Origin of the sequence: Halomonas sp., assembly GCF_014859505.1 — a bacterium.
Classification (GTDB): Bacteria; Pseudomonadota; Gammaproteobacteria; order Pseudomonadales; family Halomonadaceae; genus Halomonas.
On record NZ_JACUUD010000089.1, the window covers coordinates 1 to 12,700 of the forward strand.

Consider the following 12,700-nt stretch of genomic DNA (forward strand, 5'->3'; position numbering starts at 1 on the left):
TCGACCAGTTCGAGGCGGTCCTGACCCCAGAAGGGTTCACCGTCGACGCTGTACCAGGGGGCGCCGAAGCAGCCCTCCACCAGCGCGAGCCGGCAGTTCTCGTCGAGGCGGGCCTGGGCCTCGGGACCTTCGGCCTCGGCCAGCAGAGCCTGCCCGTCCAGCCCTACGGTGTCGGCGATCTCGCGCAGGGTGCTCGCCTCGGCGATGTCCCGCTCCTCTACCCAGCAGGCCCGCATCAGCGCAAGCGACAGGTCGGCGATGTCATGCCCGCGGGCCTTGGCCGCGAGGGCCAGGCGGGCGGCGGGGCGGTCGTCGGTGGGAAAGTGTTTCGGTTCCACGTTCAGCGGCAGTCCCAGCCGCCGGGGCCAGCGCCGCAGCTCGGCCATACGGTAGGCCTGGCGGGCAGGGGCGCGCTTGGCGAGTGGCTGGCCCCCGGTGCGCGGAAAGATCGCGCCCAGGGTGATCGGCATATAGTCGATCGTGGCGCCGTGGCGCGCGGCGATCTCGCCCAGGCGGGCATGCCCGAGATAGCTCCAGGGGGAGACATGGGTGTAGTAGTAGGTGATATGGCGGGACATGGGCGTTCCTCGTCGGTTCAGCGGTAGGTGTCCTGGAGCTGCTTGCGCAACTCGTTCTTCTGCACCTTGCCCATGGTATTGCGAGGCAGGACGTCGACGAAGAACACCTTCTTGGGCTGCTTGTACTTCGCCAGCCGGCCATCCAGATGGGCCAGCACGCCGGCCTCGTCGATGCTTGCACCTGGCTGGCGCACCACCACGGCGGTGACGCCCTCGCCGAAGTCGGGATGGGGCAGGCCGATCACAGCCGACTCGTGGACCTCCTCGAGCTCGTCGATCAACTGCTCGACCTCCTTCGGATAGACGTTGTAGCCCCCCGAGATCACCAGATCCTTGTCGCGTCCGACGATGTGCACGTAGCCGCGCTCGTCGACCATGGCCAGGTCGCCGGTGATGAAGAAGCCATCCTCCAGCAGCTCCTCGCGGGTCTTCTCGGGCATCCGCCAGTAGCCGATGAACACGTTGGGGCCGCGGATCTGCAGCATGCCGATCTCGCCTTCGGGCACCTCGCCCCCGGTCTCGCGATCGGTGATGCGGAACTCCACGCCGGGCAGCGGCATGCCCACGGTGCCGGCGCGGCGCTCGCCGTCGTAGGGGTTGGAGATGTTCATGTTGGTCTCGGTCATGCCGTAGCGCTCGAGGATGGCGTGTCCGGTCTTCTGCTCGAAGGCTTCGTGGGTCTCGGCGGTGAGCGGGGCCGAGCCGGAGACGAACAGGCGCATGTTGGCGGTGACCTCCGGCGTCAGGCGCTCGTCTGCCACCAGCCGGGTGTAGAAGGTGGGCACCCCCATCAGCACGCTGCCGCGGGGCATCTCCTCGAAGATCACGTCGGCATCGAACTTCGGCAGGAAGAGCATGCTCGAGCCGGTCATCAGGGTGACGTTGCAGGCCACGAAGAGGCCGTGGGTGTGGAAGATCGGCAGCGCGTGGATCAACCGGTCCTCGGGAGTGAAGTGCCAGGACTGGCGCAGCGTCTCGGCATTGGAGCCGAGGTTGCGGTGGGTGAGCATGGCCCCCTTGGAGCGCCCCGTGGTACCGGAGGTGTAGAGGATCGCCGCCAGGTCGCGCTCGCCGAGCGTCACGATGTCTTCCCGAGGCGTGGCGGCGGCGGCCTTCTCCATCAGGCTGCCGTCGGCGGCGGTGCCCAGGGTCTCTACCGCCGGGCAGCCGGTCTCGGTCGCGATACGCTGTGCTTCGTCCAGCACGGCGGCGCGGCAGACGAACAGCGCCGGCTCGGCGTCGGAGAGGAAGTAGCGGATCTCCTCCCCCGTGTAGCCGGTGTTGAGCGGCAGGTAGACCGCGCCGATACGCAGGCAGGCGAGGTAGAGCAGGATGGCCTCGGGGCTCTTGTCGACCTGCACCGCCACCCGGTCCCCCTGCTGCACGCCGAGCGCGGTCAGGGCACTGGCGAGTCGGGCGCTGGCCGCCAGCGCCTGTGCGTAGGTGTAGCCTCGCCCCTCTCGGGTGGTGATGAAGGCGTCGTCGCCACGTTCCTGCATGCGCTCGGCGAAGGTCGCGAAGAGGTTGTGGTTCATTTGCTGTGCTCTCCCTTGGCCAGCTTCCGGGCCTTGCGAGCAAGGTCACGCACCTCGCTCGAACAGGCCACGGTGGCGTTGGCGGTATAGTTCTCGTGGTTGCGCTCGATATCCTCGAGCACGTAGAGGTAGTTGACCATCAGGCCGGCGGCCTGCTTGAGCCCCTTGGCGGAGATGTCACCCACCCAGTTGACCCGGTGCAGCTCGGCGCCGTTGCCCAGGTGGAAGCGGGCCACTGCGTTGAGGGGCTTTCCGCGTGCGTTCTTCTCGTGGACCAGGTACCGCGCGGCCAGCGGCTTGACCACCGCCTCCAGCCTTGTCGCCCGTTCGGGGTCACGCTGCCACTCGGGCGCGTCGAGTTCGCCGAGGGTCTCCCGCAGCGCCCTGGGCAGGCTCTCGTCGTCGCGACGCTCCTCGAGCCACTGTCGAAAGCCCGGCACCGGCGAGAGGGTCACGAAGTATCGGAGTTGCGGCAATTCGTGCTTGAGCTCCTGGACCACCTGCTTGATCAGGAAGTTGCCGAAGGAGATGCCGCGCAGGCCGGTCTGGCAATTGCTGATGCCGAAGAAGGCGGCGCTGTCGGCGTCCTCTGGGTCCTCCACGCCCCCATCCTCGCCGGTCAGGATCGGCTGGATGCGGTTCGGCAGCCCCTTGCACAGCGCCACCTCCACGAAGATCAGCGGCTCGTCGCCGATCGCCGGGTGGAAGAAGGCGAAGCAGCGGCGGTCGCGGGCGTCCAGGCGGCGGCGCAGGTCGTCCCAGTCCTGGATCTCGTGCACTGCCTCGTAGCGGATGATCTTCTCCAGGATCGAGGCCGGTGTGTTCCAGTCGATGCGCTTGAGCACCAGGAAGCCGCGGTTGAACCAGGAGCCGAACAGGTGGGCGAAGTCGGCGTCGATGGCGTCCAGCCCGGGGTGGTCTCGCAGCAGGGCCAGCAGGTCCTCGCGCATTCGCACCAGCTCCACGGTGCCGTCGCTGGCCAGGTTCAGCCGGCGGAACAGCTCCTGGCGGCGCGGCTCGCAGGCCTCGAACAGTGCCTGCAGGCTGGCGTTGTCGCGGTCCTCCTGATAGGCCGCATAGGCGCCGTCGATGCGTGCCGGCTCGGCGGCGAACTCTGCCTCAAGGCGGGCGAAGAAACGCTCCCGCTCCGGGGCGGAAAGGCGGCGGTACATGGCCAGCGCCCGGCTGGCCAGGGCGATGCTCGAGGCCTCGCCGTCGCTCTCCAGCAGTGCCTGGCAGGCCGCCACCAGCTGCCCGTGGTCGGGCGTGGGGGACTCCCCGCTGCGGCGTCGCAGCAGGGCGTCGCGCTGGGTGATGTTGTTGAACAGCTCCTGCAGGAAGCTCATGTTCATGGTCTCGTCTCCATTAGCCCATGATCAGGTTGGGCAGCCACAGGGCAATGCCCGGGAAGAAGCACAGCAGGAGGATGCCCAGGACCATGCAGAGTGCGTAGGGCAGGCTGCCCATGAGGATATCGCGCAGGGAGATATCCGGTGCGATTCCCTTGATGATGAACAGGTTGAGGCCCACGGGTGGCGTGATCAGCCCGATCTCCAGGTTGATGGTGAGGATCACCGCGAACCAGTAGGGGTCGAAGTTGGCGGCCAGGATGATCGGCAACAGGATCGGGGCGGTCATCACGATCACCGCCACCGGCGGCAGGAAGAAACCGGCCACCAGCAGGAAGACGTTGATGATGCCCATCAGCACCCAGCGGTTGACGTCGAGGTCGCTGATCGCGGCGGCAATGGTCTGGGTGATGAACATGGAGGAGAGGGCATAGGCGAACACCTCCGCGGTGGCGATCACCAGCATGATCATCACGCTCTCGCGCAACGAATCGCGCATGATCAGCTTGATCGGCTTGACCTGCCACATGCGGTAGATCAGCACCGCGAGGGCCACGCACAGGAAGGCCCCCACGCCGGCCGCCTCGGAGGGCGTGGCCACCCCGCCGTAGAGGGCGAACAGGATGCCGACGATCACCAGCAGGAAGGGCACCACCCGAACCAGGGCCTTGAGGTTGGTATCGACGTTGGCCTTGATGTTCTCCTTCACGCGCTCGGCGGTCCGGGACATCGGGTTGTTGTAGCCCCCCTCCAGGCGACAGGCGATCATGGTCCAGATCATGAACAGGCCGGCGAGCATCAGCCCGGGCATTATCCCCGCCATGAACAGACGACCAATGGAGGTCTCGGTGGAGATGCCGTAGATGATCATGGTCACCGAGGGCGGGATCAGGATACCCAGCGTGCCGCCGGCGGCGATGCAGCCGGCGGCGACGCCGTCCGGGTAGCCACGGTTGCGCATCTCGGGGATGCCCATCTTGCCGATGGCGGCACAGGTGGCGGGAGACGAACCGGAGAGGGCCGAGAAGATGGTGCAGGCGCCAATGTTGGAGACGGCAAGGCCACCCGGCAGCCGGCCCATCCACAGGTCCAGGGAGCGGTAGAGGTCGCGCCCGGTGGGCGAGGAGGCCACGGCGGCGCCCATCAGGATGAACATGGGAATGGCCACGAAGCCGAATTCGGCGATGCGGTCGAAGAAGGTCTCGCCGAAATAGATCAGCTCGGGGAGCCCGCGGTCGTACATCAGCGCGAGCAGCGACACCCCGCCCAGGGCGAAGGCGATGGGCGTGCCGATCGCCATCAGCAGGACCAGCACGACGGCAACGATGATGCCCAGTGTAATCGGATCCATGGCTAGGCCTCCCCTCGCAGGATTTCAGCCACGTATTGCAGCGTCAGAAGGGTGGTGCCCACGGCCATGGGCATCAGGGCAGGCCACAGCAGCGGGTTCCACACGGTGCCGGTGCGCCAGTTGAATTCGTAGGCCTCCGCGACGTAGACCCAGGAGGCGTAGGCCAGGGCGGCGCAGAAGGCGAGTCCGACCAGTGAGGCCGTCAGCCGCATGGCCTTGCGGGCCATGCCGCCCAGGGCGTCGGGCAGGATGGTGATGGCGACGTGTCCGCCGGTCATCAGCACATAGGGGCTGCCCATCAGCATGGCGCCGGTCACCGAGAACACGGTGAACTCCGTCTGCCAGCTGGTGCTCATGCCGAGCAGGTAGCGAATGAAGACCATCTGGCAGATCACCAGCACGCCGGCAATGAACATCACCGTCGCCAGGTAGGCGCTGACCCGGGACAGCACATCCATCAGCCGTATGTAGCCGCCGATGACGCCGGGACGTCGAGCAAGGGTTGGGGAATTGGCCATGGCCGTTGACTCCTCCCGGTTTACAGAATGGGGGCCACCCCTTGCGGATGGCCCGGATCACATTGGGAAGGAGGAGGCGTTACTCGACCGCGAGGGCGGCGTCGATGATGGCCTGGCCGTTGGGTACGTTCTCGGCGAAATTCTTGTAGGAGGTCTCCCGGGCGATATCGAGCCAGGCGTTGTAGTCCTCCTCGCTCATGCTCACCACCTCGATGCCGTTCTCCCTGTAGACGTCCACCATCTTCTGATCGACGGCTGCCGCTTCGGCAGTGAAATACTCCTCGGCGGCCTGGCCGGCCGCCATCAGCACGGCCTGCTGCTCCTCGGTGAGGCTCTGCCAGACCTGTTCGGAGATCAGTACCGGCTCATACATGAACCACAGGGCGAAGTCGCCCGGTTCGGTCAGGCACTCCACCTGCTCATAGAGGCGGAAGGAAACGAACGACATCGAGGAGGTGTTGGCGGCGTCCAGCACCCCGGTCTGCATGGCCGTGTAGACCTCCGACGAGGGCATGGAGGCGATGGAGGCACCGGCGGCCTGAAGCATCTGCTCGAAGGCGGGACCGGCGGCGCGGATGTTCTGGCCGGCCACGGTGTCCGGCGAGGTGATGCACTGCTCGCTGGAGGCGAAGCCGCCGGCCAGCCAGCTGTCGGCCAGCACGCGAGCGCCGTTGTCCGAGATCACCTGCTTGATCATGCCCATGTATTCGGAATCGTTGAGGCGCGCGGCGTGCTCGTGGTTGCGCACCAGACCCGGCATCAGGGTGGCGGAGAACTCCGGATGGCGACCGCTGGCGTAATCGAGGGGGAGCAGGGTCATGTCGAGGCGGCCGCGAACCAGGGCACCCCACTGTTCACCGGCACGAAACAGCGACTGGCCCGGGTAGACCTGAATCTGCAGGCCCACATCGGCCTCTTCCACGTGGCGGGCCATCAGCTGGACCATCTCGTCTCGGATGTCCCCCTGGCCCCCGGGGAACTGGTGGGAGGCTCGCAGGACGGTGTCGGCCGAGGCGGAGCTGGCGGCGATGGCAAGGCCCAGGGCAGCGACGGCGGGGAGGGTATAGCGTTTCATTGGGCGTCTCCAAGGTTGTTCTTGTGTGCTTGTTCTTGTGTGCTTGGTCTTTTATGAGATGTTTATCAGCGGTGCTGATGTATATATCAATAGTCTTGACATATGCTACTGTCAAGGTAGGGACACATGTTGCGGGCCTGCAAGATGCTGCTCACCGGGGCCCGATGGCTTGATCAAGGGAGGTGTCGCATGACGGGTGCCAAGCGCTCCAGCGCCCAACGACTCAGGGATGCGCTGGAGGATGACATCATCAACGGGCGCCGGGTGCCGGGAGAGCGCCTGGACCCAGAGGCCCTGGGGCAGGAGTTCAATGTCTCGCGCACGCCGGTGCGTGAGGCGATCCAGCAGCTGATGGCCAGCGGGCTAGTGACGGTATCACCCAAGAAAGGCACTTTCGTGGCCCGGGTGGGGATCGATCAGCTGATCGAGATGTTCGAGGTGATGGCCGAACTGGAGGGGATGTGCGGTCGCCTGGCGGCGCGGCGCATCAGCGAGGAGGAGCTCGCGGCTCTCAAGGAGGCCCATGCCCGCTGCCAGGCCGCCGCCCAGGCCGGTGACCCGGACGAGTACTACTACGAGAATGAGGAGTTTCACGCCTGCATCTACGCGGCCAGCCATAACGGCTTCCTGGCCAGCGAGGCGCGCCAGCTCAAGCAGCGATTGAAGCCCTATCGGCGCCTGCAGCTGCAGGTGCGCCATCGGGTGACTACCTCGCTGGATGAACACCAGGCCATCGTTGCTGCCATCGCCGCCGGTGAGGCGGGGCGCGCCGAGGCGCTGCTGCGCGATCATGTGCTGATCCAGGGTGAGCGGTTCAGCGATTTCGTGGCCAGCGTGCGTCGCTTCGAGAGCCCGCTCAGCGGCACGGGGTGAGCCCCGGGGACCGAATGGATGCCATCAACGCCTCGCCTGCGGTAATCTCGTCAGCTTGACAACGACAAGGCCCGACCGCGTTACGGTCGGGCCACGCTGGACCGACACGAGGCTCCCATGAATCGTATCAAGACGCTGACCCTGGCCGTGGCCGCCACCGCACTGGCCGCCTCCTCCCTGACCGCCCAGGCGCGGGACTTCCGCCTGGGGTTGATCACCCCGCCACAGCATATGTGGAGCACCGAGGCCGAGGCCTTCGCCGAGAGCCTCCACGAGCGTTCCGGCGGCGAGCACAGCGTCAGCGTCTTCCCGGCGCAGCAGCTGGGCAACGAGGCACAGATGGTCCAGCAGCTGCAGACCGGCGCCCTGGACATGGCCTTCCTGACCATCGCCGAGATCTCCAATCGCATCCCGGACTTCGGCGCCCTCTACGCCCCCTACCTGGTGGACGGCGTGGACCACGCCGCACGCCTGCTGCGCTCCGATACCGCCGCCGAGCTTCTCGAGCTGATGCCGGCCGAGGTGGGGCTGGTAGGGCTCGGCTACGGCATGGTGGGCATGCGCCAGGTGCTCAGCCGCGACCCCATCGAGAGCATGGATGACATGCGCGGCCAGCGCCTGCGCATCACCCCCTTCGAGCCGATCCGCGACTTCTATACCGCCACCGGCGCGGCCCCGGCGCCGCTGCCGCTGCTCGAGGTCTATGACGCCCTGGCCAACGGCCAGGTGGACGCCATTGACATGGACTTCGATTCGATCCTGATTCTCAAGTTCTATGAGCAGGCCGACAACCTGCTGATTTCCAACCACATGATGTTTCCCATGGTGGGCGTGGTCTCGGGTCGGGTGTGGCGCGAGCTCTCCGCCGAGGACCGCGAGCTGATCGAGACCACCATGGCCGAACATCTGGAGAACGTGCTTTCCGGCTTCCAGGCCATGGACGCCGCCCAGGAGGAAGAGATCCGCGGCCTGGACCTCGACATCGTCGAGGCCGACGCCGAGTTCTTCAGCGAGGCCATCGCCGAGTGGGAGGCCACCTGGGCCGAGAAGGCGCCGATGCTCGAGGCGCTGCGCGAGGAAGCCGAGCGCCTGCGCCAGTAAGGAGACGCGGAGCCGATGCTGTCACGCCTCTCCGACCGCCTGGCGCGCCTGGAGGAAATCGCCGCCGCCGCCCTCGCGGCGGCGGTCACCCTGCTGATCCTGGTCAATGTGGCCTTTCGTGCCGCGGGCAGCCCCCTCTACTGGATCAGCGAACTGGCCATCTTCGCCATGATCTGGATGACCTTCCTGATCGCCGGCGCGGTGCTCAAGCGCCGGCAGGGCATCGCCGTCACCCTGGTGGCCGATGCCCTGCCGGGCTTCGCTCATCGCCTGCTGATGGCACTGGTGGATCTCGCCGTGCTGGTCTTCGCCGTGCTGCTGATGTGGCTCTGCTGGCGCTGGTACCAGCCGTTGGAACTGGCCCGGCTGGGCTTCGACGTTCGTGCCTTCCAGGGCGAGACCTTCAACTTCATCTATGCCGAGAACACCTCGACGCTGGGTATCCCCAAGTTCTGGGTGTGGCTGATCGTCCCCTGGTTCGCGATGTCGCTGACCTTCCACGCCCTGGTCAACCTGGGTGAGGCACTGCGCGGGCTGCGTGACCCGGTCGAGGCGCCCCGACCGCCGGGGGCGGGACCATGACGGTCGCGGTCTTCGGGCTGCTGCTGCTCGGTGCGGTGCCCATCGCCCTGGTGCTGGCGCTGACCGCGATGGTCTACATCCAGGTCTCGGGCAACAGCGTGCTCTTCGACTCCTACCCCCAGCAGCTCTTCGGGGCCATCGAGAGCTACGGGCTGCTGGCGATCCCGCTGTTCATGCTGGCCGGCGAGCTGATGAACGAAGGCGGAGTGACCCGCCGGTTGATCGACCTGGCGCGGCTGCTGGTGGGCGGCTTCCGCGGGGGGCTGGCCTATATCAATCTGGTCGCCAACATGATGATGGCGGCGATCATCGGCTCGGCAGCCTCGCAGATCGCCATCATGTCCCGGGCGATGGTGCCGGCCATGGAGCAGGAGGGCTACAGCCGCTCCTATGGCGCGGCGATCACCGCCGCCGGGGGCCTGCTCTCGCCGATCATCCCTCCCTCGATGCTCTTCGTGCTGTTCGGGGTGATGGCCCAGGTGCCCATCGCCGAGATGTTCATCGCCGGCATCCTGCCCGGGCTGCTGCTGGGCTTCAGCTTCTTCCTGGCCATCGCCGTGGTGGGGCTGGTGCAGCAGTATCCCAGGGGGCGCTGGCCCACTCGTGCCGAGGTGAAGCAAGCGCTGATCATGGGCCTGCCGGCGCTGGCCATTCCGCTGATCATCATCGGCGGCATCCTGCTGGGGCTGGCAACCCCCACGGAATCCGCGGCGCTGGCGTCGCTGGCCGCCCTGCTGCTGGGGCGCTTCCTCTACGGTGACCTGCGCTTCGGGATGCTGCCCACGGTGCTCAAGCGAACCGCGGTGAATGCGGGGCTCGTGATCATGCTGATCGCCGCCGCCGGGGTGTTCGGCTGGGTGATCGTCTACGAACGCCTGCCGCAGATGGCCGCGGCCTGGATCGCCGCGCTCACCACCGATCCCTTCCTGTTCCTGCTGCTGCTGATCGGCGTGCTGCTGCTGGTGGGGATGATCATCGACGGCATCGCCGCGCTGATCCTGGTGGTACCGATCCTGCTGCCCATCGCCACCCAGCAGTTCGGCATCAGTCCCTACCAGTTCGGCGTGGTGGTCTGCCTGACCCTGGTGCTGGGCCTGCTCACGCCGCCGGTGGGGGCGGGACTCTATATCGCCTCCTCCATGACCGGCGCCTCGCCCATGCGCATCTTCCGTTCGCTGATCCCCTTCCTGCTGGCGAGCCTCGTCACCCTGGTGCTGCTGGCCTGGCAGCCCTGGTTGACCACGGCGCTGATCGGTCGCTGATCGAGGCACCCGCCTGGGCCGGACCGACTCGGCGCGGCTATGGAAGCGATAGGTCGAAAGGGAGAATCCCGAGCGTTATACTCGGGTATTCACGCCCCCGCCGCGACCGGAGTTGCCATGTTCCCCGAGTTCACCCTGCGCTATGCGCGCCTGCCCGAGCGCTTCTACGAGCGATTCGACCCCGTGCCGGTCCCCGCGCCGCGGCTGGTGGCCTTCAACCAGCCGCTGGCCGAGGCGCTGGGCTTCGATCTGGCCGCCTTCGATGAGCCGCGTGCCGCTGAATGGTTTTCCGGCAATGTTCTGCCGGCTGGGGCCGAGCCCGTCGCCCAGGCCTACGCCGGCCACCAGTTCGGCCACTTCAACCCGCGCCTGGGGGACGGCCGGGCGGTGCTGCTGGGCGAGGTGACCGACCGTGAAGGCCGGCTGCGCGATATCCAGCTCAAGGGGGCGGGGATGACCCCCTTCTCCCGGGGGGCGGATGGTCGCGCCCCGCTGGGGCCCGTGCTGCGCGAATACCTGGTGAGCGAGTCGATGCATCGCCTCGGCGTGCCCACCACCCGGGCGCTGGCCGCGGTGACCACCGGGGAGCGGGTGTTCCGCCGGGTGCCCGAGCCCGGCGCGGTGCTGAGCCGCGTCGCCGCGAGCCACCTGCGGGTGGGCACCTTCCAGTACTTCGCCGCCAGAGGGGACCAGGAGGCGGTGCGTACCCTCGCCGACCTGGCCATCGAGCGCCACTATCCCCATCTTCAGGGACCGGCGCTTCGAGGCCTGGAAGACGATGAGCGCTACGTGGCGCTGCTGGAGGCGGTGGCCGGGCGCCAGGCGGTGCTGGTGGCGAAGTGGATGGGGCTCGGCTTCATCCACGGGGTGATGAACACCGACAACTGCACCATCTCCGGCGAGACCATCGACTACGGCCCCTGCGCCTTCATGGAGGCCCATGACCCGGCGATGGTGTTCAGCTCCATCGACGACCAGGGGCGCTATGCCTACCGCAACCAGCCGTGGCTCGCCCAGTGGAACCTGGCACGCTTCGCCGAGACGCTGATCCCGCTACTCGATGCCGACCAGACGCGCGCTATCGAGAAGGCCACCGAGGTGATCAAGCACTATGAGCCGCGCTACGAGGCCGAATGGCTGGCGGTGATGCGTGAGAAGCTCGGGCTCGTGAAGGAGGAAGCGAGAGACCGCGAACTGGCCGAGGCCTGGCTGGAAGCGCTGCACGCCGGCCGCGCCGACTTCACCCTAGGTTTTCGCCGCCTCGCCGAGGCGGTCCACGACGAGGCGCCCGCGCTGCTCGCGTTGTTCGAGAGCGACGGGGCGCTGCGGGAATGGCTGCCGCGCTGGCGCGAGCGGTTGAGTCGGGAAGGCGTCGGCCTGGAGGCGATCGCCGCGCGCATGAACGCCGTCAATCCGCTCTACATTCCCCGCAACCATCAGGTGGAGCGGATGATCGCCGCGGCGGTGGAGCACGACGACTTCGCCCCCTTCGAGGCCTTGGCGGAGGTGCTGGCCGAGCCCTTCACCGAGCAGCCGGGTCGGGAAGCGTATGCCGAGCCGGCGCCGGCCACCGAGCGGGTCTTCCGCACCTTCTGCGGGACCTGAGCCAGGCAGATACCCCATGAAAGAAAAAAGACGCCCGGGTTTCCCCGGGCGTCTCTGTATCGGCAGGCTTGGCTGGGTCTCCCCGGCCATCCTTCGGCGTTACGCGACGTCGAAGCGGTCGGCGTTCATCACCTTGGTCCAGGCGGCAACGAAGTCCTTCACGAACTTCTCCTGGTTGTCATCCTGGGCGTAGAGCTCGGCGTAGGCGCGCAGGATGGAGTTGGAGCCGAACACCAGATCGACGCGGGTCGCGGTGAACTTGGTGCTGCCGCTCTTGCGATCCACGATGTTGTAGGCGTTCTTGCCGGTGGGCTCCCAGCGGTTCGCCATGTCGGTCAGGTTGACGAAGAAGTCGTTGGTCAGCTGACCCACGCGGTCGGTGAACACCCCGTGCTGGGTGCCGCCGTGGTTGGTGCCCAGCACGCGCATGCCGCCGAGCAGCACGGTCATCTCCGTTGCGGTCAGGCCCATCAGCTGGGCGCGGTCCAGCAGCATCTCCTCCGGCTTGACCACGTACTCCTTCTTCTGCCAGTTGCGGAAGCCATCGGCCAGAGGCTCCAGCGGCTCGAAGGACTCGGCATCGGTCATCTCGTCGGTGGCGTCGCCGCGACCCTTGAGGAAGGGCACATGGACGTCATGGCCCGCGGCCTTCGCGGCCTGCTCGATGCCCAGGTTGCCACCCAGCACGATCACGTCGGCGACGCTGGCACCGGTCTCGGCGGAGATCTGCTCGTAGACCTTGAGCACCTTGGCCAGGCGCGCCGGCTCGTTGCCTTCCCAGTCCTTCTGGGGGGCCAGGCGGATGCGGGCACCGTTGGCGCCGCCGCGCATGTCGGAGCCGCGGAAGGTGCGGGCGCTGTCCCAGGCGGTG

The 12,700-nt window shown here is 67.1% G+C and carries 12 protein-coding genes; 5 read left to right on the forward strand and 7 right to left on the reverse strand.

Annotated elements, in window-relative coordinates; translation table 11 throughout:
* The 6 genes from IBX53_RS11695 to dctP all read right to left on the reverse strand — a co-directional run.
* Positions 1 to 578, reverse strand: a 578-nt coding sequence (locus IBX53_RS11695) for a 2-hydroxychromene-2-carboxylate isomerase (RefSeq protein WP_290909396.1), incomplete at its 3' end; no start/stop codon positions are given.
* Positions 579 to 595: 17 nt separating this feature from the next.
* On the reverse strand, positions 596 to 2,113 hold the full coding sequence (locus IBX53_RS11700; RefSeq protein ID WP_290909398.1) for a malonyl-CoA synthase: 1,518 nt from the start codon (positions 2,111 to 2,113) through the stop codon (positions 596 to 598).
* Entirely contained in the window at positions 2,110 to 3,465 is a 1,356-nt protein-coding gene (locus tag IBX53_RS11705; protein WP_290909400.1) for a malonyl-CoA decarboxylase, read from the reverse strand. The genes IBX53_RS11700 and IBX53_RS11705 overlap by 4 nt, the downstream gene beginning before the upstream one ends.
* A 13-nt stretch (positions 3,466 to 3,478) precedes the next feature.
* Positions 3,479 to 4,813: a TRAP transporter large permease gene (locus IBX53_RS11710; RefSeq protein WP_290909402.1), complete on the reverse strand. Its 1,335-nt coding sequence runs from the start codon at positions 4,811 to 4,813 to the stop codon at positions 3,479 to 3,481.
* A gap of 2 nt (positions 4,814 to 4,815) precedes the next feature.
* Positions 4,816 to 5,331: a TRAP transporter small permease subunit gene (locus tag IBX53_RS11715; RefSeq protein ID WP_290909404.1), complete on the reverse strand. Its 516-nt coding sequence runs from the start codon at positions 5,329 to 5,331 to the stop codon at positions 4,816 to 4,818.
* A 79-nt stretch (positions 5,332 to 5,410) separates the two neighbouring features.
* Positions 5,411 to 6,406, reverse strand: a complete 996-nt coding sequence (gene dctP, locus IBX53_RS11720) for a TRAP transporter substrate-binding protein DctP (RefSeq protein WP_290909406.1) — start codon at positions 6,404 to 6,406, stop codon at positions 5,411 to 5,413.
* 189 nt (positions 6,407 to 6,595) lie between these two features.
* Here dctP and IBX53_RS11725 point away from each other — a divergent pair, with 189 nt between their 5' ends.
* From IBX53_RS11725 to IBX53_RS11745, 5 genes are all read left to right on the forward strand, one after another.
* Positions 6,596 to 7,279, forward strand: coding sequence for a GntR family transcriptional regulator (locus IBX53_RS11725; RefSeq protein WP_290909407.1), 684 nt, complete (start codon positions 6,596 to 6,598; stop codon positions 7,277 to 7,279).
* Positions 7,280 to 7,396: 117 nt separating this feature from the next.
* On the forward strand, positions 7,397 to 8,380 hold the full coding sequence (locus IBX53_RS11730) for a TRAP transporter substrate-binding protein (RefSeq protein ID WP_290909409.1): 984 nt from the start codon (positions 7,397 to 7,399) through the stop codon (positions 8,378 to 8,380).
* A 15-nt stretch (positions 8,381 to 8,395) separates the two neighbouring features.
* Positions 8,396 to 8,962, forward strand: a complete 567-nt coding sequence (locus IBX53_RS11735) for a TRAP transporter small permease (protein WP_290909411.1) — start codon at positions 8,396 to 8,398, stop codon at positions 8,960 to 8,962.
* A complete protein-coding gene (locus IBX53_RS11740) occupies positions 8,959 to 10,224 on the forward strand; it encodes a TRAP transporter large permease (RefSeq protein WP_290909413.1) in 1,266 nt (421 codons plus the stop codon). The genes IBX53_RS11735 and IBX53_RS11740 overlap by 4 nt, the downstream gene beginning before the upstream one ends.
* Positions 10,225 to 10,341: 117 nt before the next feature.
* Entirely contained in the window at positions 10,342 to 11,829 is a 1,488-nt protein-coding gene (locus IBX53_RS11745) for a YdiU family protein (RefSeq protein ID WP_290909415.1), read from the forward strand.
* Positions 11,830 to 11,928: 99 nt separating this feature from the next.
* On the opposite strand, the gene IBX53_RS11750 is transcribed toward IBX53_RS11745, so the two are convergent.
* Positions 11,929 to 12,700, reverse strand: a 772-nt coding sequence (locus tag IBX53_RS11750; protein ID WP_367171609.1) for a peroxidase family protein, incomplete at its 5' end; no start/stop codon positions are given.

What these genes read in the sequence shown, in the direction of transcription:
- IBX53_RS11710 (WP_290909402.1), bottom strand. Translation starts at nt 4,813, where the DNA reads ATGGATCCGATTACACTGGGCATCATCGTTGCCGTCGTGCTGGTCCTG.
- IBX53_RS11730 (WP_290909409.1), top strand. Translation starts at nt 7,397, where the DNA reads ATGAATCGTATCAAGACGCTGACCCTGGCCGTGGCCGCCACCGCACTG.
- IBX53_RS11735 (WP_290909411.1), top strand. Translation starts at nt 8,396, where the DNA reads ATGCTGTCACGCCTCTCCGACCGCCTGGCGCGCCTGGAGGAAATCGCC.
- IBX53_RS11745 (WP_290909415.1), top strand. Translation starts at nt 10,342, where the DNA reads ATGTTCCCCGAGTTCACCCTGCGCTATGCGCGCCTGCCCGAGCGCTTC.
- IBX53_RS11725 (WP_290909407.1), top strand. Translation starts at nt 6,596, where the DNA reads ATGACGGGTGCCAAGCGCTCCAGCGCCCAACGACTCAGGGATGCGCTG.
- IBX53_RS11700 (WP_290909398.1), bottom strand. Translation starts at nt 2,113, where the DNA reads ATGAACCACAACCTCTTCGCGACCTTCGCCGAGCGCATGCAGGAACGT.
- IBX53_RS11715 (WP_290909404.1), bottom strand. Translation starts at nt 5,331, where the DNA reads ATGGCCAATTCCCCAACCCTTGCTCGACGTCCCGGCGTCATCGGCGGC.
- dctP (WP_290909406.1), bottom strand. Translation starts at nt 6,406, where the DNA reads ATGAAACGCTATACCCTCCCCGCCGTCGCTGCCCTGGGCCTTGCCATC.
- IBX53_RS11705 (WP_290909400.1), bottom strand. Translation starts at nt 3,465, where the DNA reads ATGAACATGAGCTTCCTGCAGGAGCTGTTCAACAACATCACCCAGCGC.
- IBX53_RS11740 (WP_290909413.1), top strand. Translation starts at nt 8,959, where the DNA reads ATGACGGTCGCGGTCTTCGGGCTGCTGCTGCTCGGTGCGGTGCCCATC.